The sequence below is a fragment of the Candidatus Pantoea bituminis genome, assembly GCF_018842675.1.
Classification (GTDB): domain Bacteria; phylum Pseudomonadota; class Gammaproteobacteria; order Enterobacterales; family Enterobacteriaceae; genus Pantoea; species Pantoea phytostimulans.
In genome coordinates this window covers 90,980-116,004 of sequence record NZ_JAGTWO010000002.1, presented here as the reverse complement: position 1 = coordinate 116,004, position 25,025 = coordinate 90,980, and the positions used below count along the sequence as shown (strand labels likewise).

Here is a 25,025-nt window from a genome sequence, read left to right as displayed (position 1 = left end):
GAGTCGCCATCATGTACATCGGGATAGATTTAGGCACTTCAGGCGTCAAGGCCGTGCTGCTGGATAACGCTGGGCAACTGATTGGCAGCCAAAGCCAGAGGCTTACTGTTTCACGACCAAAGCCGCTGTGGAGTGAGCAGGATCCCGAAAGCTGGTGGCAGGCAACCGATAGCGTTATGCGCGCACTGGCGAGTCAATATGATTTAAGCCAGGTGCGCGCCATTGGCCTCAGCGGGCAAATGCATGGTGCTACGCTGCTCGACAATGTGTGTAATGTGTTGCGCCCCGCCATCCTTTGGAACGATGGGCGCAGTGCAGAGCAGTGCCAAGAACTTGAAAAGCGGGTTCCTGATTCGCGAGCCATTACTGGCAACCTGATGATGCCGGGCTTTACTGCACCGAAGCTGTTATGGGTCAAACAGCATGAGCCTGAAATTTTTGCTCAGATCAGCAAAGTGTTGCTACCCAAAGATTATTTGCGCTGGCGAATGAACGGCGCCTTCGCCACTGATATGTCCGACGCCGCGGGTACGATGTGGCTGGATGTGGCAAAGCGAGACTGGAATGATGAACTTCTCTCCGCTTGCGGATTGACGCGTCAGCAGATGCCGCAACTGTATGAAGGCAATCAGTTCACCGGCACAGTGCATCCGGAAATTGCGGCGGGCTGGGGTCTTAAAGATGTTCAGGTTGTGGCGGGCGGCGGTGATAATGCGGCGGGCGCAGTCGGCGTCGGTATGGTTAATGTCGGACAAGGCATGCTCTCACTCGGTACTTCTGGCGTTTATTTTCTGGTGAGTGACGGCTTTATGGCAAATCCAACCTCGGCGGTTCATAGTTTCTGTCACGCATTGCCGCAACGCTGGCACTTGATGTCAGTGATGTTGAGTGCGGCTTCCTGTCTTGATTGGGCGGCAAAGCTGACCGGCTGTAATGACGTTCAGCATCTTCTCGACGAAGCAGAACTGGCGCAGGAGGATCTGCCACCCGTCTGGTTTTTGCCTTATCTTTCTGGCGAACGCACCCCGCATAATAATCCTGAAGCAAAGGCCGTATTTTTTGGTTTGACCCACCAGCATGGTCGCGCAGAACTGGCAAAATCGGTGCTGGAGGGCGTCGGCTATGCTTTGGCGCAAGGCATGGACGCGGTACACACATGTGGCATTGCGCCGCAGAGCATTATGCTGATTGGCGGCGGTGCCCGCAGTGCCAGGTGGCGACAAATGTTGGCAGACATCAGCGGACAGACGCTCGACTTCTGCTCAGGCGGCGATGTCGGCCCCGCGTTGGGCGCGGCGCGCCTGGCGATGTTAGCGATGTCACCCGAGCGCGATGTGGCAGAGCTTTTACCCACATTGCCACTTGAACAACGCCATGAACCGAATGCCGCGCAACATGATGCATATCGCCTAAAACGAGAGGTATTCGCGGAATTATATAGACGACTCGTACCGATGATGGGGCGCAGTTAAAAGAGCCACTATTTTAGCGTTAACCGCTGGAGCCAGCGCATGGCAGAGCTCGATTTTCATGCTGTGGTCGCCAGCTATTTCAATAACGTGCTGCTGGCATTTATTTGCCGCTTCCTGCCGCGCCTGCTTAAAGAACAGGCCGTCTGCAAAGACATCTACCAGAACCCGTCGCGCGCGCGACCGGGATAGGTTTTCAATACAAGTTAATTAATGCGATGCGTCGTAAAGACGCCGCTCAAGTTGAAAACATCATGCGCCAGCATAAGCAGTACGCAGAGGAGGCAATGCTGAAGCTGGAAGCCTCGATCGAAGAGCGTTTTATGAAAGAGTAAGTAGAGAATAACGACTGCGAAAAAAATAAGCGATTGATTTTGATGCCGTTGTGCTGGCTAGTTTTGAATTTACTTATTATGTTAAACAAGGTATCTGATTACACACCTCGTACTGAATTATGTTCTAACCTGCCTGTACTCTTCTTTTATAACGAAACATCCTTCACCCGTTGGATTTACAAAGACAATGACTCATCTAACAGTCATTAACCTCTTTTATGACTCATACAAAAGCCATGCGTACAGCCAAACCTTAGCACCTTCGCTATAGTGAGTTATCTATAATACATAAAGCATCCTAACGTCCTTTAAGGCGGTCAAAACGGCCAGACCATTACAGAGAGTATATTCACGCTATACATTGGAAGCGCTGCGGTTGTTTGCTGAATTGATCCGTTTTGAACGTAAAAATCTAAAAATGACCGAGTCCGAATTGGCAGAACGCGCAGGTATATCTCGCAGTATGTTGCAACGTATTGAGAAAGCCGATCCTAAATGCGAGATCGGCGTTGTGTTTGAAGTTGCCGTGCTGCTCGGGCTTCCTCTATTCGATGCGGCGGCAGATGAGATCAAATTGGCGGCATATCGAAGACAAACTGAAGATAAATTACGTCTGATGCCGCAACGTGCCAGGATTCGTTTGATGACTTCTGAACAACTCCCACAGCAGGCATTTGTATGGATTTGGCTACCCGGTGAAACTAAACCTGTTGTGGCTGGCCGACTGAGTTATGATAATGCCCGAAACATACTGTTTAACTATGGCCGTAGTTACCTGGAACGCGTCCGCGATCACTCTCCGGCCATCCCGATTTATCTTCCTGAATTGCCTCTCCAGTCAGGAATGTTGCCTCTGTCGCCAGGTTTAACAATGCCATCATCGATCCGCGATAGCGCACCAGACGCCTGGGGTCGGCGTGTAATCATCAACCGTAAGTTAGGAATGCGCGGTGCTGATACGGATACAGCTTTACTGGATGAGCTGACTTATTGCTGGAGTCCGGTTCTGACCGAATAAGCGCACTGGATTTCCAATGTTCTGCCACGGAGTATGAACCGCGTTATGCCAAAAACGTGGAGATAGAAGAACTGCTGCGCTCCGCTGAACGCGTGGAACAATGGGTCCCCCTCACCCCTGAACTCGATGAGGCACTGTTTCACGGTAGTTCAATTGGTGGCGCGCGCCCCAAAGCTTTGATTGAAGAACAGGGTAAAAAATACATCGCAAAGTTTTCAGCGAGTAACGATCTCTACAATGTGGTGAAAGCAGAATTTATTGCCATGCGGCTCGCCGCATTATGTGGGCTGGACTGCGCACCCGTGCGAATGGCGCATGCGGCGGGCAAGGATATTTTGCTTATTGAACGCTCCGACCGTATTAAATCCGAAACTGGATGGACAAGACGTTCAATGGTGTCAGCCTTAACCCTGTTTGGCCTCGATGACATGATGGCACGCTATGCCAGTTATGAAGACTTTGCTCATTTGATTCGCAAGCGTTTCGAACGTCCGAAAGAGACACTGCGTGAGCTTTTTGCACGAATCTGCTTCAACATTCTTTGTGGTAATACTGACGATCACGCCCGAAATCATGCCGCTTTCTGGAATGGTGAGAGGCTGTCATTGGCGCCAGCTTATGACATCTGCCCACAGGGGCGAGCTGGCAATGAGGCCACACAAGCCATGTTTATCACAGGGAATAATCGTTTTAGCCAGCGAAGTGCGTGTATAGAGACCGCGCATAACTTTATGTTATCCCGGGAAGCAGCAGCGCTAATCTTTGATGAGCAGGTTGAAAGAATAAATGAGCACTGGGATAAAGTGTGTGAAGAAGCCCAATTGACCGAAATCGATCGCCGACTCTTCTGGAAAAGACAATTCCTCAACCCATTCGTTTTTGAATAATTTACTTCGAAAATGCGGCCCGACTACCCACCGGTCATTACAGTGCTATTTATTCTGGCTGATTAGCTGGTGGGCACAGCGTCCCAATCTGCTCCAGTGTACGGAACAACTGCGGCGTGGGTGCATTAGTGCAGTTTAACCGCAGAAAGTTGTGCAGTGCTCATAGTCGCCACTTGCCAGTATATCGCTCGTAGCGGCTGCCTGCCCAGTCCCCCAGCGATGCGCGCCTGTAAGAACTGTGTGTGGTGGCGTCCTGCTAGGATCTAACCGATTCAACAGCCAGATCGCCATAAACATGGCCCTTAATGAGGGTAATACAACGCACTACCGAACATCATAATTATGTTAAATGTGCTGCACTTGCAGTAAATACATAGTCATTCAACACCCACCATAGGTCCTCTCCCGAAACTACTTCATCGCGAGGTTAACTAATGGGAAGTGCCAAATGTTTGCAGCAAGATGACCGCTTCACTTCAGGGTAAATTTGGGAATCTTTCTCTTAGGATCCATTCATAGTCACACCCGGGGGAAGACGATTTTGGCAGTTGGCCGTTTTTTTACGATACCAGCAACTTCATCTTCAATACGTGCAACCTCCCGCTCTAACCATTGATGATGTTTGCTTTGTAGCCATAGCTTCCAACTTTGTGGCCTTGTGAGTTTGAACTTAGGTTTTGAAACTGCTACTTCCCAAGAAACTCCGTCCATCAATTCGAGTCCAATCAAGTATAAATGAGACCTAGTGCCCACAGGTATGAAGGCTCTATGGGGAAATTGGTCATACAGGATGTCCGGAGGATAGCCGTCCGCAAGCGTACTACGCTTGCTAGGTCCGCTCCATTCAAAGATTAACTTGGCTCCAGATTGATTCAATATATTTGACATATAGGGGCCTCCGGGATGATTTTCTATAAAAACGTTCAATCCCGAGTCTGACAAAGATGGTCCGGCAATGATGCTAAGAGTTCTAATAATGTCCAAGGCTGTCCATGGGGACGTTATATGTTTCAACCTCAAAGGAAGATCTCCTTTTAATTCAGGTGCTTTCACGCCGTTTTCGAGTGCATTCCAGTAATCGTTATCGATCTCGTCGAGACATAATGCCATGTCTAACTTCAACTGAATGGATAAAACGTCACTGGATATGACTTAAGAACAGAGAGCTAAGCTGTATTAAATGATTTGCAGAGAGGCAGTAATGCCCCTCTGCTTGCCTGCTATGTCATCATTGTTGGCCTCATTACATCTGAGATTTACTTCGCTCCAAAAGCTTTTTAGCAGAAGTATAAGTGGCTCTCAGATGCTCTCCCAGATTTACACCCTGCAGTTTACCATCCGCTTTGATAATCAGACCGTCGACGATGGCCGTCTCCACATTTTCTGGCTGAGCCGAGTAGACGATGAGCGCTGCCGGGTCACCACCGCCAAATCCAGCCATGTTCAGAGTATTGGGATTGATTATCTGAATATCTGCCCGCTTTCCCTCTTCAAAGGTGCCGGTTCCCAGTCCTATTGATTCAGCAGAGCGGCGCGTTGCAAGCTTCAGAAGTTCGCGCGGATTTGGCAGCGTTTCATTTTTTTGCTTTACCGCTTTCAGTCAGCGCTGCTGTGCGAAGCGCTTCGAACAAGTTAGCTCCGCCAGATAAAGCATTCCCATCTATGCCCAGCCCCTGTCTTCCAACGCTCTTGAAGTGATTGAGCAGTGTCAGCCAATGACCTACGCGTTGTTTGCTGACCGGGGTTAATACCAGCCCCCACCCGCTTTCTGCAGAGCGTTCAACTGCTTCGGGAGTGCATCGCTCGCGTGAACCATCGTCAGCGATGGCGATAAATAGTGACGGTCTATCAGTGCATCGAACATTGCTTGAGCATCGCCGCTGATATGTACCTGATTCGGCAAGTTGTGCTGAACAGCCAACCTGTATTCCTTATCCCGTATTGCCCAGTTCTGCTGGCTGGATAAGTCCCCAGGAATTCGCCAGCCGAGCCCGAGTTGAACACGATCGGATGACTGCTTTTTTAGTTCAGCCAAGTGCGACAAATCGATCATGATTTTCGTTATTTTATCTGGACCACCGTAATACATGATGGCGCGAATACCGCTCTTTTACAGCGCCCTGAAACCAGCATCACCCCAGGCAGGACCACGAATGTTATCAAAGAGGTCGCCAGTCGTAGTGATGCCTGACCGTAACAGTTCAAGCGAACCAGAATACATTGTCTGCCAGATATCATCCGGCTGCATCTCCTTTGCAAGCTTGTTACTGACAGGGAAAAATTTTCCCTGCTTGTTTCGGAACTGGCCGCGCATGGTGGTAACCGGTCACTTTGGAATACTCCGCGCGCAGTCCTTTAGTGAGAACTGAATCCTGGGCAATCGTATCTCAATCCCTCACGCATACGCCGGCTTTATTTGCTGCAAGCTTAATGTATGGTGACGAAGCTATCCGGTTAATGTTTGTGAAAATAAAGCGCCTGTGGCTTGGATAGACATCCCTGGAACCGTTCATAGAGCACGGCTTATGACTGATCCTGCCGCAGCGGGTATTAATCGGATAGGCGTTAAAGAACTCACCTACAGGTAATAAATGTGTCACAAACACTTTGACAGGCGCTCTGCGCTCTTGCTGAGTTTTGGCGGAGTAGAGAAATGTCTTTATCAGGAATCAGTTGGCCAATGCTGATACGTTTCGAAAAGCAACGGAGCGCGGATATTCCCATCCGAAAGAGTTACCGGTTAATAACTTAACCGGACAGCCACTTTATGGCAGTATTTACAAAAAGCGACCGCAGGGAAAAGATATGTCAAGAATAACCGTCAAGGCTGGCGCAGATCTCATCACCGATATTGCCTCAGCAAAGCCAGTCTCTGCTATCAGTGAGTTAATCTGGAACGGATTCGATGCGAAATCTCAGCGCGTGGAGGTTGTTATCAACCGACACGCTTTAACGGGCAACATTGATTCCATTTTCGTCAGAGATTCCGGTGGAGGGATCGAACATGCCAGAGTAACAGAACTCTTCGGCAACCTAGGAGAATCTTGGAAAAGACATGCTAGGGCAAATGGCGACAGATCTTTACATGGCCAATACGGGAAAGGCAGATTTAAGGCTCTTTCGCTCGGGGAAAAAATTGTCTGGCAGACGGTAGCTAAAAAAGGTGAAAAACATTATGCCTATGCGATATCGGCGGATGCAAACAGCGTTAAGGATCTGGTGATCGGCGATGTAACGGAAGTCTCGGGCGAACAGACTGGGACACAGGTCGAAATTTATAACGTCAGCGACCATGCTATTGATCTATTGAGTGAAAATTCCCATAACGACCTTCTTATGGAATTTGCCCTGTTTCTGACTGAGTACCCTTTCCGCAAGCTAGTTTTTGACGGGCGGGACTTGGATCCGCGAGATGCGTGGCTTGACAAGGCTGATTTTGACCTTGGCGACGTTGAAGTCTCTGAAGATGAGACCACCGGTGTCTCAATGTCGATTATTGAATGGCGTAAAAAAGTGTGCAGCGAGAGTTTCATTACTGCGACTCACTCGGTTTTTCCTATCATAAAGAAAAGCTGGGGCAGCTCATCCGCGCGCCAGGATTTGAATTCACACTTTATGCCAGATGCGACTATTTTAAAACGCTTAGTGAACGCAACGAGGTGGCGCTTGGCGACCTAGTCCCGGAGCTTAAGGCAATCAAAGACGCCGTCATCAACCGCGCAAGGCTTTATTTTATTGATAAGGCTTTCCAGAAGAAAACTCGAATCATTGATGAATGGAAGGCTCAGGATATCTATCCTTATGCTGGAGATACCGGGAAAGACCCGACGACATCGGTGGAAAGAAAAGTTTTTGATATCCTTGCAGTGAACGTTCAAAGTTATCTGAAAAATTTCGAAAAATCAGATAAGAAAACCAAAAAATTCACTTTTATGCTCCTGTCACAAGCTATCAAACAAAACCCGGCCTCTGTGCAGAAAATTATCACTGAAGTTCTTGAGCTGAAAGCACAAGAGCAGGACGAATTAGCCGAAATGCTGGAAAGCACCTCGCTTTCGTCAATCATCAGCGCATCTAAAATCGTTGCAGACAGGCTGAATTTTATCAACGGTCTGGATAACCTTGTGCATGACAGAGAAACCAAAAAACACTCTTGGAAAGGGATCAACTGCATAAGATTCTGGAAAGGGAGGCTTGGATTTTCCGTGAAGATTTCTATCTTGCAGGTTCAGAAAACCGGCTTGAAGAAGTCCTGCAGAAACACATCAGACACTTGGGCAAACGTGAGGACGAGGGATCGAACGACCCCGTATTTTTACCGGACGGACGACAGGGGCGCATCGATTTGATGTTCGCAAAAGCAAGGCAGCCTACGGAAGGCGTAACCGAGTATCTGGTGGTCGAGCTGAAGAGGCCCTCCCAGAAAATTGATTATGACGTTATAGGCCAAGTTGAAAAGTATGCCCTTGCAGTTAGCAGCGATGAGCGTTTTGACCATGCTAATACCCGATGGACTTTTATCGCAGTGTCCAACACTATGGATGAATATGGTATGCGCCGCGCGCGGATGAGAGGATGGCCTAAAGGTAAAACGCTTGACGACGCAGAAGCTAACGTTGAAGTATGGGTTATGACTTGGGCAGAAGTGCTACATGCCGCTAGGTCAAAACTAAGTTTCTTTAGTGAGCAACTTCGGTACGAGGCTACACGCGATACGTCTACTGTTTACCTAGAACAGAAACATAAGCAGTTTTTACCTGTATTACCATCTACAAATAAAGCTTCCTAAATCCGATGGGGTCTGTGGCGCGGCTACTGCGATGTTTGCAAAGGATCGAGTAGCCAGCCGCCGGTCGACAATATTCTAATCACTCTATGCTGGTTAACTACAATCACCAAAAATTGAGCGTAGAAGACTACAATCAACGTTATCTGTTCAAGTTAGGATTTCTGTAAAGACGCAAGTAATCTCCTTAGGATTAGCCTTCCAAAGATGATGAAAACCGCTTGATAGCATCACCTCTATTTTGCTTTCGGGTGACTCAATTAACAAATAGCGATCGTGACAATTTGAATATTTTTGAAGTACCGATACGCTTGATGTCCAGTCTCCACAAATAGTATTCAGAAATGTATTGGTTATTTCTAAGTTATTTGCTCTTGCATTTATTCCGGATGCAACTTCGGCATATTCAATTTGCAACCCTTTTCTCGGGAATACCCGAAAAAATAGTTTGTTATTTTCCGCCCAGTTTTCAGAGAAATAGTTATCGCAAATGGTTATTTTTGTGGCATTACCGCACATCATTTGTAAATAACTTAGCAAGTCTTGCCGGCTATCAGTTCTTGATAAAGAAAAAACAATGTTTTTATTAACCATGTTATTTTTAAAATACACATATGGAAAGTTTTTGGATGCATCTTCAGTTAAAATTATTTTAAATGTTGTTTTTGATGCCAAAGTGATGAGATCATCATCATATTCCGGCAAGCCTGCCATTTGAGACAATATTTGAACGTGGTTAGGTAATTCTAGACCTTCCTTCAATGCGGACTTAATCTGCTTCCAGTTAGTCGCATAAGGATGTGTGAATTTCCTCATTAGTAGTTTAAATTTTTTTGATTCTTTTTTGTTTTCATAAGCAATTAATAAGGAATTGTCTAAAACCATTTTCCCTAACATAGTTACCTCATGCTCAAAAGATCATTAAGAGTTGCATCAAAAAATCCTGATGGAAAACTAGTTGGCTGACCTTTCGAGTCGGTATAGCTTCCATTCTCATCTATTAATAGAGTGGTAAAATTACTCTCAACATTTGATTTATAGTGTATAACCAAATCGTTGTGAGAAAACTTATCGTCAAATATTTGATAAGCTATTTTGTTTAATAAATGCTCGCAATGTGTTTCTACGATAAGTTGGACCCCACCATTTGCAACAAAGGTAAGGAATTCTCCTAAATGAGCTTGAGCTCTAGGATGTAACTGTACTTCTGGATTCTCTAAAATTACTAAATCGCCCTTTTTAGCCATTAGACAAATTATAATAACTTTACTTATATAACTCATGCCTGCGCCGAGATTGAAAGGAGATACGTCACCCTCTAAATCTTTGATGCTAAAGTAAATGTTTATCTGCTCACCAACTTTTTCTGTTTTTAGTTCAGAAGTGGTTCCAGTTATATAGCTTAACCATTCAGCAACTTGGAAGGATATGGTTTTTGAATCCTCAAATTTTATTAAGCTCTCATCAGCTATCTCAGTTTTTATTTTTTCAAAAGTTGAGAACAAAAATTCACCTTGTTCTCCTACTCTACGATTAGAGGAAGGAACAAAGTCTTGTGCACCAAGTCTATTTGCATTGAGATACAAAATCTCAGGCAATTGCTTATGTTTTGCTTGCTCGTAATAATATAGTTCTTTGCTGTTCTTTAAAATATCATCGTCTTTAAAAATAACACTATGGATTTCATCATCTTTGTCACGTAATGAAATTTCAACTAATTTCGCATTTGTTCTTTTGTTTCTTATGGTTTTAAACTCACTTACATATCTAAGCAAACTCTCCATACTAAATTGGTTACTTTCAGTGCTGTTCATGATCATTAACATGATTGCTTGAATTACACTTGACTTTCCTGAAGAATTAGTACCAGTCAATATCGTTAAAGGTGTTAGCCTTAAATTTTCGTCATTAATGCTTTTAAAATTTTTTATGTTAACTTGAGTAAGCATTTTTTAAGCCCTTTGTTATTTCGGCCGCGAAATCAAATCTGATTTTTACATATTCATTTGTGTCAATTGAACCTGAAAATATGCCAAGTTCTTCAAAGTTACTTTTAAAATCATCTATATAATCTTCTATCTCATAATTCCCTAACTTATCTGCATCAACAAAGCTGAATGCAAAGACAAGCATTTCGAAAAGGCCCATGTTTACTGGCCTTCTATTGCCACCAGACTTTGGCTTGAATCGGAAGGCCTCACCTCCCATTAGATGATAGATGTTTCCCATGCCTTTTAAACAAGCCTCTTTGATTTTTTCAATTGTACCATCGGTAGCTTTCGAATTTATAAACTTCATGGTTGAGGCCAAGAAAGTATCAATATCAGAACGATAATGAATAAAAGGATTCCTTTCGGTCATCAATAAATAAAAGCTGACGAACCGAAGAACTAAATACCGGTCTCTCATCCTTTCAGGTTTAACTCCACCGCCAGTAGATAGCTTAAATTCATAACTTTCCGCCAGGTCTTGAATCAAATCAGTCGCTTTACCTTGATATAGCGCATGCCTCATCTCTTGTTTGTTAAGATTTATACCTCCGCGATTAACTCTCTCAAAAATATTGAATTTTACGTGTTCTGGAGTTGGCGGTTGGATTATATAGCAATGTAATTGATAATCTTCTAGCTTGGACTGAAGCAATTGTGGGATGTCTGAGAACTTCTTTCCTTTCAATTTAGGAAACATTGATAAGTCAGTCAAACGGAATCTATTGTTTAGATATTCTTTAAGAGCCGACACGCGTTGTTTGCCATCAATAATTTGACGAATTCCATTTTCATCTTCAAAAAGGTAAATTAATGGTATAGGAATCCCCATTAATATTGATTCAATTAACTCGGATTGGTGTTTTTTGTCCCATACATCTTTTCTCTGAAAGTCAGGTGCTAAGACTAATTTTCCGTTGCTCTCTTTTCTCAATAATTCAAATACGCTCGATTGTTCTTTGGCAATGCGCACTTCCGTATCAGTGTCCATTTGATGCGGATGCGAGGTCAACTCAAGTTCATCTTGATTCTCAAGCTCAATAGCATCTTCATAATTATCTTTTTCGTGCATTTATTGAACTCCTAAATTTTCTAGAAACTGCTCTCTGCCACACTCGATAACGCCTTATTGTAACCTATCAGTTCATTGAGCACTAACGCCTTTGTGGGAAAGGATATGTAGGCTCCTACCTAGTCCAAGCTATTGAATGCACTCAAATAATTTTTACTGAGATAGTATAGAACGTGCTTGCAGCATCACCTTTGGTCCCCTTGTTTTACCTAGTAGTGCTTCAATTGCCTGAACTGCCATTTCCAAGTTAGATATAACTTAAGTAAATACAACGCGATAGTAATGGTCCATATATTCATTTTTCTGGACTTATATAATTACACTTATACAAACCCAGTCCCTTTCCTACCGATTAAATAACTAACTTCGTATAATTATACTTATACGAAGTTAGGACAAAGGCAAGCTCGTTGCGATAAGATGGGCGCATTCAGGCGGCGCAGAAAACCGGCAGCGCTACGTGAATTCTGGCGGGTTATCCCCCGTCTTTCTTTCCAGAATTCACGTAGCGCGATCAACAACAGTTTCGTTCATTAAACAGGCAAACATGACAAAAATGACTCAGCTGGCGGCGCTTAGCGCCACCGGCGATGCTGACATCCGGGAGCGGTTAAGGGAGTTTGTTCAGGACAGGGAGGCGTTTTCGCCCAATACCTGGCGACAGCTGCTGAGCGTCATGCGCACCTGCAACCGGTGGGCGGATGATAACCAGAGGACCTTTTTGCCGATGTCTTCCGCCGATCTGCGCGATTACCTGACGTTCCTGCAGGCAAGCGGGCGGGCTTCATCAACCGTTAATGCACATGCCGCGCTGATTTCGATGTTACACCGTAACGCCGGACTGACGCCGCCTAACTCTTCGCCGCTGGTTTTCCGCACGATAAAGAAGATAAATCGTACGGCCGTCATCGCGGGCGAGCGCGCCGGGCAGGCCGTTCCCTTCCGCCTGCCCGATCTGCTGGCGCTGGATGCGCAGTGGTCAGGCTCAGCACGGCTGCAGGAAGTCCGCGACCTGGCGTTCCTGCATGTGGCTTACGCCACGCTTCTGCGTATCAGCGAGCTGTCGCGCCTGCGCGTGAGAGATGTTACGCGGGCGCCGGACGGTCGCATCATTCTAGATGTGGCGTGGACCAAAACCATCGTACAGACCGGCGGACTGATCAAGGCGCTGAGTACCCTGCCTACGCAGCGGCTGGCAGAGTGGATCAGCGCGGCTGGCCTGGCGGCCGAGCCGGATGCGTTTTTATTCAGTCGTGTGCACCGTTCAAACCGGGCGCAGCTTTCATCTGACGCGCCGTTAAGCACGCGCGCCCTTGAAGATATCTTTGCCCGGGCCTGGCGCACGTCGGGTTCAGCCGAGCAGTTTAGAGCGAACAACAAGAATCGCTACAGCGGCTGGAGCGGACACAGTGCACGCGTTGGTGCTGCACAGGACATGGCCGGACAGGGCTATCCGGTTGCGCAGATCATGCAGGAAGGAACGTGGAAAAAGCCGGAGACCCTGATGCGCTACATCCGCCATGTTGACGCGCACAAAGGTGCCATGGTGGACTTCATGGAAAAGCACTCAGGCTAAATGTATAGCAATGGCATTCTGAAGCGCTAAACCGACTCGCTTAACGACCCGACTTATCCACAGAAAAAGTGGACAGCCTGTGTACAGACATGTACAGATTCTGCTCATCACTTATCTGTCAGCATACCGTCCTTCCTCTGGCGTCTGTATAAATCCAGCCCTCGTGCTTTTTATCGCCCGGCAGTGTAAATCCCTATTAATGTGCCATGATTAATTTGTCAGCCAGCTTATTACACTTAAGCATGGCTTAAGTCTGGCTGTTTATATCAGTTGGTCACACAGGTGAGCGGGCAATTATGAGCAATCAGCCTTCAGGCGAGTTACCAGAGAAAAATGACGAGGTTACTTTCAGCCTTGCGGAAGAAGAACTTCAGGTTACGCGGGAGCAGTCTGTAAAAAGCCGGGTCAAGGTGACGCGCTCAACTTCAGTGCATGACGAAACGGTAAGCATGCTGTTACGGCGCGAAAAGGTGAAGGTTACTCATGTTGCTAAAAATCAGCGCGTTAGTGCTGTACCTGAAATCAGGGAGGAAAATGGCGTGCTCATCGTGCCGGTTGTGGAAGAAGAGGTTGAGATTATACGAAGGCTGGTGCTCAAAGAGGAACTTCATATTCACAAAGCTGAGGAGGAAATTCCCTTTGAAGAAACCGTTTCCCTTCGCCGTCAACAGGTAAGTGTCCAGCGGGAAGATGGTGACGTTACAAATCCGGAAAAAACCGAGGAATAATCCATGGCACATGAAAAAATCGTAACAATGTTCAGTAATACTGCTGATGCAGAAGGTGCAAAACGAAGCCTGCTTAAGGCTGGCTTTGATGACAATGATATTGATGTGATTTCAGGTGACAGGCTCAATAAAGAGGAACACGAAGCTCGCCATCCCGGACTCTGGCAGCGTTTGTTTGGCGATACGGTCGATGAAGAGCAGGCTGAAGTTTATGAAGATGCACTGCGTACCGGTGGTGTGGTGCTGACGCTCAGAGCAGATGAAGAACAGCTTCCACGTGCCTTAAGCATTATTGACGCACATGACTCAGGAAATATGCAGCAGTATGGCGAACCGGGCCTGAGAAACGATACTGATATTCAGTCATCCGCCGGCGTGCCCACTGACGAACTTTATACCGGCGAGGTTCAGCCGACTGGCGTCACGCCTGTCAGGACTTCCTGACCGGAGATGAAACCGAAGAGGAAGTGCTCCGCCTGGCTGAAGAAAGGCTTGAAGTCGGTAAGCGTCTGGTCAGTGAAGGATCGACGCGTGTAAGGCGTTATACCGTTACTGACGATGTATCAAAAGAAGTCTCCCTGCATGAACAACATGCAGATATTTTTCGCCGACCGCTGACTCAGCACGCTTCCCCGGATGATGTGGACTGGTCTGAAAAAACAGTCGAAGTCGCTGAAACACATGAGTTACCCGTGATAAATAAAACCGTACAGGTGAAAGAAGAAGTCGTGGTCCGTACAGACCAGAGCGAGCGGGTGGAAACGGTCAATGATTCGGTTCGCCGTCAGGAAGTCGATATTGATCATGCCGGAGCTGTAAAAGAAGGAGAGGAAAGTCCCTGCCAGACACAGTCTCAACACCGGTCAGCCCGGCTAAAGACGCCGAGCAAAATAAAGTACAGACAATTAAGCCCGGTGACGAACTGACCATTCAGAAAAACAAGTTCGATGAGAAGTTTTAGCAACGAAAAGCTCTGCCCTGTCGGCCAGGGTACGACTCGGCAGAGCGTTTATCGGCTTCGGTTTATAAAAATACGGATACGACTTCTGCACAACGCGTAAGAAAAATGCTGTTCAGCAGGTCGATAAGGACATTCAGGAAGGCACATATACATGCTTGAAGCACACTCATGGGTGGGCTAATGGAAGACAATGCTGGCCGGACTGACCCGCTTCTTTTTAGCTGCGTTGTCAGTCCGTATGCGGATCAGTCGCGAAGAAGTTCAACGTACCGGCTGTAAACGTAGCTCCTGTGTCGCGCCCTGCCTGACGTTTCAACAAGTACACCGGCTTCTACCAGACTTTTGACGGCGTTGTTCGCTGTCGGATAGGTTACCTCCAGCAGCTCAACGGCACGCTCAACTGTCAGCTTTGGCATCGTCGGCAGGAATTCAAACAGACGGATGGTGTGTACCGACGTTGAGCTCATTGAGAGGATTTTTTTCTGTCGTCGGCAAACAAGGTTGCAATCCTAATTATCCCCTGCTGCGCCTCTTCTGCTGAAAAAGTGACCGCTTCAAGGAAAAATGCCACCCACTGTTCCCAGTCACCCTTTGATCGGATATCAGTTAAGCACTGATAGTAGTACCTCTGATGCTGTTTCAGGTAGCCGGAAACGTAAAGCAGGGGTTCTTTCAGCAGCTGCCATTCTTCCAGCAGCATGGCTATCAGCAGACGGCCGATGCGCCCGTTGCCATCCAGGAAAGGGTGAATGGTTTCGAACTGCGCATGTACCAGTGCGATACGTACCAGAGGTGGCAGCGAGGGTTGCGGCTCATGTATGAATTTTTCCAGATCGGACAGTAGCTCACCTACCTCTTCCGGCGGGGGCGGTACATAGGAGGCGTTGCCCGGTCTCGTCCCGCCAATCCAGTTCTGTGTCGATCTCACTTCGCCCGGTTGTTTTACGGCTCCGCGGGCACCGGATAAAAGCACCTGATGCGCATTTTTCAGCAGGCGTACGCAAACCGGAAGGCCTGAGGGAGAGTTCATCTGATCGTGCACGAATTTATAAGCCCGCAGATAGTTAGTCACTTCCTCCACATCTTCAACGTTCGTCACTGAAAGCCCCGCTTCTTCATCGAAGATATCTGTTAACGTTGCCTGGGTTCCCTCCAGCTGTGAGGTGAGCAAAGCTTCCTTTCGGATAGCACTGTAAACAAGCCATTCGCTCGAGGAGACCAGGCCTGACATACCGGACAATCGGGCAAGCGACTTTTCCGCCTTTTCATTGAGTTCCTGATAAGAGACAGGATCGAGAACAGGTGCAGCAGGAGGCAAAGGTGCAGGTATAAATGCACGAACCGTTTCATCATAGCTGGCGGTTTCGGTAAATTGTCCTGACACACGTTTCATTAAAAAATCCTTTGATTACTACAGGTGTTATTAAAAATTATTTTAATTATGCCACGCCTTATTAAAGGATACTTTAATAACGACGAAGCTAAGGTAAATTTCTTTTAATACGATCACGGCTGTGGAGGTAGCCTGTAAGCGGGGTTCGGGAGTCAATGGAACGAAAACGTACGCTAAGCATCATGGCCTTCATTACCCAGTTTAAGCAGGTATGACAGGCAGTTTTGAGCGAAAGGCGAACATAAAAGATTTGGCTTATGCTGCTGCCCTTACTGGCAGAATTTTGACCCGAGATGCTCGAAAGTTGGCCTTTAGGACATAGTCGGGTTACCCGATAATCACTACAATTTATTATCGGGCCATAGTTGCCGTGGCTCTTACCGATTTTAAGAGCATTCGGGAGGACACGCTGTTCGATTCTGGCACATAGCGGCCCCCTATTTAACTGCTGAAAAAAGCACGTTACTGAGGGCCTGCTAATATTGTTGAATACCTAAGGCTCAGAATTCTTGACGAGTCGGACGTAGAACGATTTCATTAATATCAACATCTGCCGGTTGTTCAATGGCAAAAGCGATTGCGCGGGCAACAGAAGCTGCAGGTATAGCCTGTTTATAAAACTCCAGGACAGTTTCTGATGCCGTACCGGACGTTGAATACTTCAGATCACTTTCTACTGCGCCTGGCTCGATTGACGTCACGCGCACTTTATCTCCAACCTCTTGCCTTAAACCTTCTGAAATTGCCCTCACGGCAAATTTGGTGCCCGAATAGACCGTACCGCCGGGTGCAAATACCTTAATACCTGCGACTGAACTCAGATTAATGATGTGCCCACTCTCTTGTGCCAGGAAGCGAGGCAACACGGCAGCGATACCATAAAGTGTGCCTTTCAAGTTGACATCAATCATGGCGTCCCATTCGTCAGTATTGACCTCTGACATAGGGCGGATTGGCATCAGACCTGCATTGTTAATAAGAACGTCAAGTCTTCCAAAATCTCTTATAACGGCTGAAACTACGGACTCAACTTGATGCTTATCAGTAACATCGAGCGAATAACCTCTGACATTCCCACCGGCGCGGGTGATTTCCTCAATTACTTGCTCTGTTTTTGATTGTCTGCGTGCTGCGATTGCAACCTTAGCACCACGACTGGCAAGAAGTCGAGCAACCTCAGCACCGATCCCTGTATTACCGCCGGTGATTAAAATAACTTTATTTTCAATTCCATTGTTCATGATATGCCCCTTAAATTTTTTAACGCTGCGCGTTGTAAATCGGATAATCAGTAAAACCTTCACCCGCCCCGCCATACAGCGTGGTGGCGTTAAGATTGTTAAATGCCCAACCATTCGCAATGCGTTCAGGGAGATCAGGGTTGGCGATAAATGGACGACCAAATGCTATGAGATCAGCCAACTGTTCCTCGACCATCCGGGCACCACGTTCTGCTGTGTATCGACCGGCATAGATGATGCGTCCACTAAATATCGTGCGGATCTCACGGCGGAACGCTTCGGGCAAGTCCGGAGCATTTTCCCAATCGGCTTCGGCTATAGACACATAGGCAACACCGGCGTTTTCCAGGATTTTTACAGCTTCTACGTAGGTCTTATGCGGATCACTTTCAACCAAGCCGATATAGACGCGGTCTTCATCTGTGCTGGAAAATAAAGGCGTGAAGCGAACGCCCAGACGGTCTGCCCCTATTGCATTAGTGATAGCCTGAACAATTTCATCCAGAAACCGCAGTCGATTTTCAATAGAACCGCCGTATTCATCATTACGCTGGTTTGCATGCTCTGAAATGAACTGATTAACCAAATAGCCATTCGCAGCATGGATCTCGACCCCGTCAAAACCTGCATTGATGGCATTTTTCGCCGCCTGGGCATATAAATTCACGAGATCTTTAATTTCTGACCGAGTCAGTTCGCGGGGAATCGAAGGGATAACCAACGTGCCCGTACCTGGCCCTGTCTCAATAAAAGCCTTTGCTTGTTCAGCCTGAATCGCTGAAGGCGCAACGGGGGCACTTTCTTCTGGTTGCAGTGCAGAATGGGAAACGCGTCCCACATGCCAAAGTTGTGCAAAAATAATCCCCCTTCGGCATGGACCGCGCGGGTCACTTTTTCCAACCCTCAATTTGTTGCTCAGTATAAATTCCCGGTGTCCAGGCATAACCTTGTCCACGGGGCTCAATCTGAGTGCCTTCAGTGATCATGAAACCTGCACCCGCGCGTTGACGGTAATATTCGGCCATGAGATCGGTGGGTACATTACCGGGTTGTTCACTTCTTTGGCGCGTCAGTGGTGGGAATACAATGCGATTTTTAAGGGTATAAGGACCAAGCTTGGTTGGCTCGAATAAGGCTTTATGATTCATAAGGATTTTCCATGAGTGATCAGCGTAAGAGGTGACAGGTGGGCATCCTGTCACCTTAACTTCGTCAACAGTTATGCACCCAGCTGCTTAAGCAGCTGAGCCGCCGTCGCCGCCGAGGACGTTGGGTTTTGCCCGGTGATCAGCAGGCCGTCGCTGACCACATAAGAACTCCAGTCCGCCCCTTTCGAGTAAATCCCGCCTTTGGCAATCAGCTCGTCTTCTACCAGGAAAGGCACAATCTGCGTCAGGCCCACGGCTTCCTCTTCGCTGTTGGTAAAACCTGTGACCTTACGGCCTTCTACCAGCGGTTTTCCCTCCGGGGTTTTGACGTGGCGCAGCACGCCAGGCGCATGGCAGACCAGAGCGACGTGCTTGTCTGCCGCCAGGAATGCTTCGATAAGGGCGATGGAGTTTTTATCTTCGGCCAGGTCCCACAGAGGCCCGTGGCCACCCGGATAAAAAACGGCGTCGTAATCAGCTTGTGAAACGCTGTCGAGGCGAACCGTTGAAGCCAGGTGTGCTGTTGCTCCGGCGTCTGCCTCGAAGCGGTGGGTCTGCGCGGTCTGGAAGTCAGGCTCATTACTTTTTGGGTCTAACGGCGGGTTACCGCCTTTCGGTGAAGCCAGCGTAATTTCTGCGCCTGCATCTTTAAAGGCGTAGTAAGGTGCGGCCAGCTCTTCCAGCCAAAAGCCGGTCTGGCGGCCGGTGTCACCCAGTTTGTCGTGTGAGGTTAAGACCATAAGAATTTTCATGATTACTCTCCTGCATTTCAGATTGATTGTTTAATTAGACCGGTCGTCTATCCATTGCGGTTAATATTAGACCGGTCGTCTATAAAATAGGTGTAAAAAACGGCTCTATACTGATTGCCCCCTTGCTAGGGGGTAATATGAATAATTTTTCTTGTCGTGATCAGCGCTGAATCAAACGGGCCAGTATTTCGAACAATCTTGACCATTACGCTTGCACCAACCCAAAGCTGGTAGAGGCTTTCTGCCACAGTACGAGGTGTATCTTCAATCGTGAGAGACCCCTCGGCTACGCCCGTTTCTAACGCTTCGGCCAGACGCGAGATTATCCCTGAAGTGCCTGCCTCTAGCGTTAAGCGCATCGTGTCCGAAAGATCGGCAACTTCAGCACCTAGTTTCACGGCAAGACACTTACCCTGACACTCAGAGAACGACTGAGATTCTCGCCACTGCTGCCAGTAGTTCATCAGTCGCTGAGCCATATTGAGACCTGGCTGGCTCAGTGTCCTGTCGATATCGGCTAGATAATCATCAAAATAGTGTGCCAGCATATCTACGCCAAAAGCTTCTTTCGAACTAAAGTAGTGATAGAAAGAGCCTTTAGGCACACCAGCATCTTTGAGTATTTCATTCAATCCGACCGCAGAAAATCCTTTACCAGCCATAATACGCTGACCTGTCGCAAGAATGTGCTCGCGGATTTCATTGTTATGTAGTTGAGATGTAGTATTCATATGTTTAATCTACCAAGAACTAGACCAGTCGTCTATAGGTAAGTTAAAAGCATTCCATTTTGCTAAAGCTTATTTGTAGATTTCAGCAGTACCGTACAGATGGTTATCGCCACCGGCCGAAATAATACGGTAAGACGTTGCACCATGTTCAGTCGCTTTCGCCGCCAGTTTGTCCTGCAGGTCGCTCAAATTAGTTCCGACAGCTGAAGCGTTGATCACCCCTATACTTTGCCCCTTCACAGGTACAGCGTTAACTTCGGTCGCGGCAACAGTGGCAAAAGAAGCGGCAGTTAGTACGATTACGGCAAAGGCTTTAGTTACGTTTTTCATGGTTATATCCTCATTAAATTATTTTTAAGCACACTTTAAGCGTGGGTAAGTGGGTATATTTTTAGGCACTGAATTTTTTTAAAAATTCGTTCAAGACCTGGAAAAACGGGTGTAAATGGGGCCTTGTATGTCCCCTATCGCTTTACTCTTCAATGAATCGCAGCAGGTCTTCATTAATCGTCCCGGCTTGGGTGATTGTCATTCCGTGGCCAAATCCTGCATAGACCTTGAGCTGCGCATCTTTGACAAGTTGCGCGGACAGAATGGCAGAGTCGGCCAGCGGAACGATCTGATCGTCATCACCGTGCATGATCAGGGTTGGCACATCGATTTTCTTAAGGTCATCAGTGAAATCAACCTCAGAGAACTGTTTGATACAGTCATATTGACCTTTGATCCCACCCTGCATACCCTGCATACCCTGCATACCCTGAAGCCAGAAGCTTTCTCTCACACCATCAGAAGGCGTCTCTGACGAACGGTTATAGTTGAAAAACGGCGTGGTCAGATCCTTGTAGAACTGAGAACGGTCTTTTTCGACCGCAGCACGGATGCCATCAAACACTTCCATAGGCAGACCACCAGGGTTTTTCTCACTCTGCAGCATAATCGGAGGTACTGCGCCGATAAGTACTGCTTTGCTGACGCGTGCCGAGCCATACGTACCGATATAGCGTGCGACTTCCCCACCGCCAGTAGAGTGTCCAATCAGAACAACATCGTTGAGATCTAACTGTTCGATGAGTGATGATAAATCTTCAGCGTAGGTATCCATATCATTGCCGTCCCACGTCTGACTCGAGTTGCCATGGCTGCGGCGATCGTGAGCTATTACACGGAACCCCTGCTGACCGAAGAACAACATTTGCGCATCCCATGCATCACTTGATAATGGCCAGCCGTGGGAGAAAATAATGGTTTGTCCCTTGCCAAAGTCTTTATATGCAATCTTAGAACCGTCTTTTACCTGAATAGTTTTCATCTCTTTATTCTCTTTTCTGTTGGCGACGCCTCATGGGCGGAGCATTTGATTTAGAAGTCTTTTTTCTTATATTTGCTTTTACACTTGGCAATCATTCAAAGAATGACTGGCCAATAAAGCATTTAACTAATGTTTACTGAGATAAACTTTGCGCCGCTTTTTCGATCAGGGTCGCAATTTTTTCCGGCTGCGATGCGTAAATGGCATGGTTGCCTTTCAATTCAGTGATGGTGCTGTTCTACCAAGGCAAACACAGTCCGTATCCGCATACCATGAACTGGCTGCAGCTGTTCAGCGAACCTGAGCGGGCAGAGGAACTCTACAACGGTCACTTTCCGCTGGTTGACGTAACCGTCATACCGGGAAGAAATTATGAATCACCGCAGCATGGCAGCCCTGACCCTGCTGCAGAAGCTTATCCGCCAGCGCGACCTGAATGTGTTTCTCGACCAACTGGTCACGCTGATGCTGACCGAATTTATGACCGGACAGCAGGTCATGGCGCTGGTAAACTATATGCTGCAGGCCGGTGAAACGCCGGATGCGGAAGCCATTATTCGTGAACTGGCACAGCGAGTGCCGCAGCATGAGACAAACTGATGACCCTTGCACAACAGCTTGAGCAAAAAGGCATGGAGAAAGGTATTGAAAAAGGGCGTTAGCTTGGCGAGCTTGAAGCCAGCCTGAAAATTGCCCGCAACCTGCTGGAAAACGGTATGAACAGAATGTCAGTTATGCAAATGACCGGTTTGTCTGAAGAAGATTTGAAGCAAATGCATCACTAAGTACCGGCAAAATTCCTGCTCAGTTCGGGGCGGGTAAATTATTAACTGTAGAGTGAGCAGACTTATCCACAGAAAAAGTGGACAGCCTGTGTGCAAACGGGTACAAATTCCTGGCAAAGGCCAATTCCTGCGTGATGAGTGTCATCCTGATTCGAAAAGACGTGGTGACATTTTTGACTGTTTAATTCTAAAAAGCTCATACTAATCAGAGCTGTTCAAACGGTCATCATGGCACCCCTGTCCTCTTTCTTCGCCTCACAGTTGGCTTATTTACCAGCAGCATCACTCTTCTCTGGATCTACCGGCGGTGCTGTATCGGATTCATCTTCGAATCTGACAACAGTCCCTTTTTCGGCACGTCATATAAGCAAATAAAATCGCATTACGCGGCTGAATCGGGCAAATACATACACATTAAAAATTTAGCTTGTCAGCTGCCCTGCGTAAACGCTCATCACCCCGCCGGTCGTACTTCTGTGTGGTGGTGACGCTGGCATGGCCCATCGCATCGCGGACTGTTATCAGGTCTTCGCCGTTATCCAGCATCATGGAAGCGAACGTGCGGCGTAAATCGTGCGGTGCGCATTCATCGATTCCACTTTGAGTACGTCGCTCATTGAGGATGTGGTACACCGCCTGCGGCGTCATGCGCTCATCAGTGACACTGTCACCGGCGCGTATGCGGGTAAACAGCGGCCCGTCCTGCTCGCCGCGAACCGTCTCCGTCCAAGTATAGATGCGCTGCCAGACCGTCGCCGGCATAAAAGCCAGTCGCTCTTTATTTCCCTTACCGCGTACCAGCAGCGCCTGCTCCTGAGGCAGAATGCTGGCGTAATCCAGGTCAATCACTTCTGAACGGCGCAGGCCGCAGCCGAGCATTACCGCCAGCATGGCCGCATCGCGTGGGCCTCTGCAGGCGGAGTCCTCTTCACAGCAGCGGAACAACGCATGAATTTCTTCCGTGGAAAGCGCACGACCACGGGCCAGCCGGCTTCCCTTACCGCCCGTACTGCCTGAATTTGCTGATAACTCTCCGTATCTGTCTGCTTCATCATCCACGCCTCGCGGGCGGTGCCTTTCAGCGCAGAAAGATAGGTGTTGATAGTCGCAGGCGCCCGGCCGCTGGCCGCGAGCATTTCCAGCAGGCCGCGAACGTGGTGACGGCGCAGGCTGCCCCAGGCGCAGCTTTGCATGGAGCTGAAACCGAGCATTCCCGCCACGATATTCAGAAAAGAACGCATCGTCTTTCTGCTGGCAGAGGATGACAGGCCGATAAGGTAAGCCTGCGCCGGGTTCAGAGGCTGGCTGCCGTTTATCGCGGCCAGAGCAGACGCATCCTGTTCTTCAAAAGAAGAAAGATGCAGCGCGCGCGGCAAAAAATGGCCATCAGCCGGGTCAGTCATGTGATTCCTTATCGCCGTAAGTGAAGCCGCCGTAACGGCGCGCTGTGCTGAAATCTGGCGGGAATTATCCCCTGATGCAACGGTTTCCGTAAAGCTACTTTTTCAAATAGACATTTTAATAAGTAGGAAGAGAGCCAGGTGATTCTGCTGATAGAGTTTAAAGATGTCGCTCAAAAATCTGGCTAAAATACAGTTAGTCAGTAACATTGATACGAAGAAATTCCAAAATTTTGTAGTTCGCATCGAAAGAATAGTTTTATCGATTAATTAAGTTATAAAAAACCTTAAGTGTCTACCCAGTAAAGTCTAAAAACCATATTGTCTTGAGAACCAGTTTTAACGAGCTTTTGATAGGATAAGTGCATAGAACACGTTAATTTGGGAGTTTTATCATTATGGCTATGTCTTTTCTGACCTCATTACCCTCATTAATTGAATATGTTAAGGCCAACTATGAGTCATTCATCCTTCAACATTACAGGTTAGATCATGGGGGTCTTTTTCATGATAATAAGAGGTTTTATGCGGTAGTAAGAAACCTTCAAGAGTCAGGCATGTCGCTTCAGGAGGTAAATGCGTTATATAATTATCACTACAAAACAATGGGGGTTCCGGGACCGCTTTTTGTCGAAAATGAAAGTAAAGATTTCATAAGAATAAACCTGAGAAACCATTATGAAAGAATTAATCTTTTTGGTCAGTCTTTTAATATCTCAGACTTTAACAACAAAATCAACATGGCTATGCCATCGGAAAGGCATCCCTTTAATGTAAGAATCAGCTGGGCGGACAATACTATTAAATTTACTTTTAAAAACCGCGTGTCCGAATCAGATTTTCAGAATGTTATTTTGATCTGTGAAGGGCTGGGTTATTATGGTTATTCATATGAAAATTACACCGATAAAAACTTTCCAGAATATAATTTTGATGTCCAAGTGGCCAGAAATACATCCGGTAACTTAACGCTTATTTCCGGTGGATATTTGCAAAACAAATTTCCTCGTGAAATAGTGGAAAAATATGAAGAAGATCAAGATTTCTGGTCTCAGAATAAATTTTCAGTCTTTTCTGATGTATTAATGACCCGTGAAGAATGCTTGCCGGATGCTTTTAAAAAAACAACCAGCAGCTGCTTCGTTGATGCAACGGTGTTTCAAAGAAACAACATTCGAGAGTATCTTTCACTCTACGAAATTGTCATTATCGCCGTTCCAATTACTGATGCACCAAACTATCAAAGTTTTTACGAAACCTTCAGGCTCACCAGATCTGAGTTACTTGAACTTGTCAGAAGAGGGAGGGTTAAATTCGTCGCCTTTCAAAATATTCACAGATATGATACTGATTTCCTAGCCGATGTGCTTTCGACTGACTCCAACTGTATTCTTTTTCCCGACGATTGACTTCTGCCTCTCTGATTGAGATCAGAAAGAAGAC

Annotated in this window: 24 protein-coding genes and 4 pseudogenes; 13 read left to right on the top strand and 15 right to left on the bottom strand. The window is 47.1% G+C overall.

Annotation, left to right across the window (positions count from 1 at the left end; all coding sequences use genetic code 11):
- The first annotated feature begins 11 nt into the window (after nt 1-11).
- The 4 genes and pseudogenes from xylB (at nt 12) to KQP84_RS02390 (ending at nt 3,709) form a co-directional block, all read left to right on the top strand.
- On the top strand, nt 12-1,472 hold the full coding sequence (xylB, locus tag KQP84_RS02405; RefSeq protein WP_215845071.1) for a xylulokinase: 1,461 nt from the start codon (nt 12-14) through the stop codon (nt 1,470-1,472).
- A 24-nt stretch (nt 1,473-1,496) separates the two neighbouring features.
- Nucleotides 1,497-1,804: pseudogene (locus KQP84_RS02400) on the top strand (FadR/GntR family transcriptional regulator); the annotation flags it as partial.
- Nucleotides 1,805-2,165: 361 nt separating this feature from the next.
- Nucleotides 2,166-2,822: a helix-turn-helix domain-containing protein gene (locus KQP84_RS25120; RefSeq protein ID WP_252515157.1), complete on the top strand. Its 657-nt coding sequence runs from the start codon at nt 2,166-2,168 to the stop codon at nt 2,820-2,822.
- Entirely contained in the window at nt 2,795-3,709 is a 915-nt protein-coding gene (locus tag KQP84_RS02390; protein WP_252515156.1) for a type II toxin-antitoxin system HipA family toxin, read from the top strand. Before KQP84_RS25120 ends, KQP84_RS02390 begins: the two co-directional genes overlap by 28 nt.
- A 519-nt stretch (nt 3,710-4,228) precedes the next feature.
- Here KQP84_RS02390 and KQP84_RS02385 read toward each other — a convergent pair.
- From KQP84_RS02385 to KQP84_RS02375, 3 genes are all read right to left on the bottom strand, one after another.
- Nucleotides 4,229-4,819 carry a hypothetical protein gene (locus tag KQP84_RS02385; RefSeq protein ID WP_215845070.1) on the bottom strand — a complete coding sequence of 197 codons (591 nt, stop codon included), beginning with the start codon at nt 4,817-4,819 and terminating at the stop codon, nt 4,229-4,231.
- Nucleotides 4,820-4,952: 133 nt separating this feature from the next.
- Nucleotides 4,953-5,225: a hypothetical protein gene (locus KQP84_RS26100; protein WP_370661471.1), complete on the bottom strand. Its 273-nt coding sequence runs from the start codon at nt 5,223-5,225 to the stop codon at nt 4,953-4,955.
- A gap of 228 nt (nt 5,226-5,453) precedes the next feature.
- Nucleotides 5,454-5,762, bottom strand: coding sequence for a hypothetical protein (locus KQP84_RS02375; protein WP_215845069.1), 309 nt, complete (start codon nt 5,760-5,762; stop codon nt 5,454-5,456).
- 620 nt (nt 5,763-6,382) lie between these two features.
- On the opposite strand from KQP84_RS02375, the gene KQP84_RS02370 reads away from it, so the two are divergent.
- Genes KQP84_RS02370 through KQP84_RS02360 form a run of 3 tightly spaced genes read left to right on the top strand, consistent with a single transcriptional unit; the run spans nt 6,383 to nt 8,498 of the window.
- Nucleotides 6,383-7,387, top strand: a complete 1,005-nt coding sequence (locus tag KQP84_RS02370) for an ATP-binding protein (RefSeq protein WP_215845068.1) — start codon at nt 6,383-6,385, stop codon at nt 7,385-7,387.
- The gene (locus tag KQP84_RS02365; RefSeq protein WP_215845067.1) at nt 7,369-8,058 is read left to right on the top strand and encodes a hypothetical protein; all 690 of its coding nucleotides are present in this window, start codon (nt 7,369-7,371) and stop codon (nt 8,056-8,058) included. The genes KQP84_RS02370 and KQP84_RS02365 overlap by 19 nt, the downstream gene beginning before the upstream one ends.
- Complete coding sequence (locus tag KQP84_RS02360) at nt 8,055-8,498, top strand: hypothetical protein (RefSeq protein ID WP_215845066.1); 444 nt, start codon at nt 8,055-8,057, stop codon at nt 8,496-8,498. Before KQP84_RS02365 ends, KQP84_RS02360 begins: the two co-directional genes overlap by 4 nt.
- Nucleotides 8,499-8,645: 147 nt before the next feature.
- Here KQP84_RS02360 and KQP84_RS02355 read toward each other — a convergent pair whose 3' ends face one another.
- From KQP84_RS02355 to KQP84_RS02345, 3 genes are read right to left on the bottom strand one after another with little or no spacing between them, the layout of a single operon-like run.
- Nucleotides 8,646-9,392 carry a hypothetical protein gene (locus tag KQP84_RS02355; protein WP_215845065.1) on the bottom strand — a complete coding sequence of 249 codons (747 nt, stop codon included), beginning with the start codon at nt 9,390-9,392 and terminating at the stop codon, nt 8,646-8,648.
- Nucleotides 9,393-9,394: 2 nt separating this feature from the next.
- Entirely contained in the window at nt 9,395-10,444 is a 1,050-nt protein-coding gene (locus KQP84_RS02350; protein ID WP_215845064.1) for an AAA family ATPase, read from the bottom strand.
- Nucleotides 10,428-11,555: a DUF262 domain-containing protein gene (locus KQP84_RS02345; RefSeq protein ID WP_215845063.1), complete on the bottom strand. Its 1,128-nt coding sequence runs from the start codon at nt 11,553-11,555 to the stop codon at nt 10,428-10,430. Before KQP84_RS02345 ends, KQP84_RS02350 begins: the two co-directional genes overlap by 17 nt.
- Before the next feature lie 556 nt (nt 11,556-12,111).
- Between KQP84_RS02345 and KQP84_RS02340 the strand changes: the two genes are divergently transcribed.
- The 4 genes from KQP84_RS02340 (at nt 12,112) to KQP84_RS02325 (ending at nt 14,785) form a co-directional block, all read left to right on the top strand.
- Nucleotides 12,112-13,131 carry a tyrosine-type recombinase/integrase gene (locus KQP84_RS02340; protein WP_370661470.1) on the top strand — a complete coding sequence of 340 codons (1,020 nt, stop codon included), beginning with the start codon at nt 12,112-12,114 and terminating at the stop codon, nt 13,129-13,131.
- Nucleotides 13,132-13,427: 296 nt separating this feature from the next.
- Complete coding sequence (locus KQP84_RS02335; protein ID WP_215845061.1) at nt 13,428-13,859, top strand: DUF2382 domain-containing protein; 432 nt, start codon at nt 13,428-13,430, stop codon at nt 13,857-13,859.
- 3 nt (nt 13,860-13,862) lie between these two features.
- The gene (locus tag KQP84_RS02330; RefSeq protein ID WP_215845060.1) at nt 13,863-14,303 is read left to right on the top strand and encodes a hypothetical protein; all 441 of its coding nucleotides are present in this window, start codon (nt 13,863-13,865) and stop codon (nt 14,301-14,303) included.
- 23 nt (nt 14,304-14,326) lie between these two features.
- Nucleotides 14,327-14,785: a YsnF/AvaK domain-containing protein gene (locus tag KQP84_RS02325; protein ID WP_309140127.1), complete on the top strand. Its 459-nt coding sequence runs from the start codon at nt 14,327-14,329 to the stop codon at nt 14,783-14,785.
- A gap of 280 nt (nt 14,786-15,065) precedes the next feature.
- On the opposite strand, the gene KQP84_RS25110 is transcribed toward KQP84_RS02325, so the two are convergent.
- From KQP84_RS25110 to KQP84_RS02290, 8 genes and pseudogenes are all read right to left on the bottom strand, one after another.
- Nucleotides 15,066-15,287, bottom strand: a complete 222-nt coding sequence (locus KQP84_RS25110; RefSeq protein WP_252515154.1) for a helix-turn-helix domain-containing protein — start codon at nt 15,285-15,287, stop codon at nt 15,066-15,068.
- A complete protein-coding gene (locus KQP84_RS02320; protein ID WP_252515153.1) occupies nt 15,284-16,213 on the bottom strand; it encodes a Fic family protein in 930 nt (309 codons plus the stop codon). The genes KQP84_RS25110 and KQP84_RS02320 overlap by 4 nt, the downstream gene beginning before the upstream one ends.
- A gap of 500 nt (nt 16,214-16,713) precedes the next feature.
- A complete protein-coding gene (locus KQP84_RS02315; protein ID WP_215845059.1) occupies nt 16,714-17,454 on the bottom strand; it encodes an SDR family oxidoreductase in 741 nt (246 codons plus the stop codon).
- Nucleotides 17,455-17,473: 19 nt separating this feature from the next.
- Nucleotides 17,474-18,602 (bottom strand): annotated as a pseudogene (locus KQP84_RS02310) (alkene reductase).
- A gap of 71 nt (nt 18,603-18,673) precedes the next feature.
- Entirely contained in the window at nt 18,674-19,354 is a 681-nt protein-coding gene (locus KQP84_RS02305) for a type 1 glutamine amidotransferase domain-containing protein (RefSeq protein ID WP_215845058.1), read from the bottom strand.
- Between the two features lie 125 nt (nt 19,355-19,479).
- Nucleotides 19,480-20,085, bottom strand: coding sequence for a TetR/AcrR family transcriptional regulator (locus KQP84_RS02300; RefSeq protein WP_215845057.1), 606 nt, complete (start codon nt 20,083-20,085; stop codon nt 19,480-19,482).
- 69 nt (nt 20,086-20,154) lie between these two features.
- On the bottom strand, nt 20,155-20,415 hold the full coding sequence (bhsA, locus tag KQP84_RS02295; RefSeq protein ID WP_215845056.1) for a multiple stress resistance protein BhsA: 261 nt from the start codon (nt 20,413-20,415) through the stop codon (nt 20,155-20,157).
- Nucleotides 20,416-20,557: 142 nt separating this feature from the next.
- Complete coding sequence (locus tag KQP84_RS02290) at nt 20,558-21,397, bottom strand: alpha/beta fold hydrolase (protein ID WP_215845055.1); 840 nt, start codon at nt 21,395-21,397, stop codon at nt 20,558-20,560.
- Nucleotides 21,398-21,621: 224 nt separating this feature from the next.
- Here KQP84_RS02290 and KQP84_RS25105 point away from each other — a divergent pair.
- Nucleotides 21,622-22,182: pseudogene (locus tag KQP84_RS25105) on the top strand (Rpn family recombination-promoting nuclease/putative transposase); the annotation flags it as partial.
- 414 nt (nt 22,183-22,596) lie between these two features.
- On the opposite strand, the pseudogene KQP84_RS02280 reads toward KQP84_RS25105, so the two are convergent.
- Nucleotides 22,597-23,585 (bottom strand): annotated as a pseudogene (locus KQP84_RS02280) (tyrosine-type recombinase/integrase).
- A 395-nt stretch (nt 23,586-23,980) separates the two neighbouring features.
- Here KQP84_RS02280 and KQP84_RS25100 point away from each other — a divergent pair.
- On the top strand, nt 23,981-24,991 hold the full coding sequence (locus KQP84_RS25100; protein ID WP_252515152.1) for a hypothetical protein: 1,011 nt from the start codon (nt 23,981-23,983) through the stop codon (nt 24,989-24,991).
- Nucleotides 24,992-25,025: the final 34 nt, after the last annotated feature.

What these genes read in the sequence shown, in the direction of transcription:
- KQP84_RS25110 (WP_252515154.1), bottom strand. Translation starts at nt 15,287, where the DNA reads ATGAGCTCAACGTCGGTACACACCATCCGTCTGTTTGAATTCCTGCCG.
- KQP84_RS25100 (WP_252515152.1), top strand. Translation starts at nt 23,981, where the DNA reads ATGGCTATGTCTTTTCTGACCTCATTACCCTCATTAATTGAATATGTT.
- KQP84_RS02335 (WP_215845061.1), top strand. Translation starts at nt 13,428, where the DNA reads ATGAGCAATCAGCCTTCAGGCGAGTTACCAGAGAAAAATGACGAGGTT.
- KQP84_RS02315 (WP_215845059.1), bottom strand. Translation starts at nt 17,454, where the DNA reads ATGAACAATGGAATTGAAAATAAAGTTATTTTAATCACCGGCGGTAAT.
- KQP84_RS02355 (WP_215845065.1), bottom strand. Translation starts at nt 9,392, where the DNA reads ATGTTAGGGAAAATGGTTTTAGACAATTCCTTATTAATTGCTTATGAA.
- KQP84_RS02350 (WP_215845064.1), bottom strand. Translation starts at nt 10,444, where the DNA reads ATGCTTACTCAAGTTAACATAAAAAATTTTAAAAGCATTAATGACGAA.
- KQP84_RS02305 (WP_215845058.1), bottom strand. Translation starts at nt 19,354, where the DNA reads ATGAAAATTCTTATGGTCTTAACCTCACACGACAAACTGGGTGACACC.
- xylB (WP_215845071.1), top strand. Translation starts at nt 12, where the DNA reads ATGTACATCGGGATAGATTTAGGCACTTCAGGCGTCAAGGCCGTGCTG.
- bhsA (WP_215845056.1), bottom strand. Translation starts at nt 20,415, where the DNA reads ATGAAAAACGTAACTAAAGCCTTTGCCGTAATCGTACTAACTGCCGCT.
- KQP84_RS02300 (WP_215845057.1), bottom strand. Translation starts at nt 20,085, where the DNA reads ATGAATACTACATCTCAACTACATAACAATGAAATCCGCGAGCACATT.
- KQP84_RS02385 (WP_215845070.1), bottom strand. Translation starts at nt 4,819, where the DNA reads ATGGCATTATGTCTCGACGAGATCGATAACGATTACTGGAATGCACTC.
- KQP84_RS02375 (WP_215845069.1), bottom strand. Translation starts at nt 5,762, where the DNA reads ATGATCGATTTGTCGCACTTGGCTGAACTAAAAAAGCAGTCATCCGAT.
- KQP84_RS02290 (WP_215845055.1), bottom strand. Translation starts at nt 21,397, where the DNA reads ATGAAAACTATTCAGGTAAAAGACGGTTCTAAGATTGCATATAAAGAC.
- KQP84_RS02320 (WP_252515153.1), bottom strand. Translation starts at nt 16,213, where the DNA reads ATGAAACGTGTGTCAGGACAATTTACCGAAACCGCCAGCTATGATGAA.
- KQP84_RS02340 (WP_370661470.1), top strand. Translation starts at nt 12,112, where the DNA reads ATGACTCAGCTGGCGGCGCTTAGCGCCACCGGCGATGCTGACATCCGG.
- KQP84_RS02345 (WP_215845063.1), bottom strand. Translation starts at nt 11,555, where the DNA reads ATGCACGAAAAAGATAATTATGAAGATGCTATTGAGCTTGAGAATCAA.
- KQP84_RS02330 (WP_215845060.1), top strand. Translation starts at nt 13,863, where the DNA reads ATGGCACATGAAAAAATCGTAACAATGTTCAGTAATACTGCTGATGCA.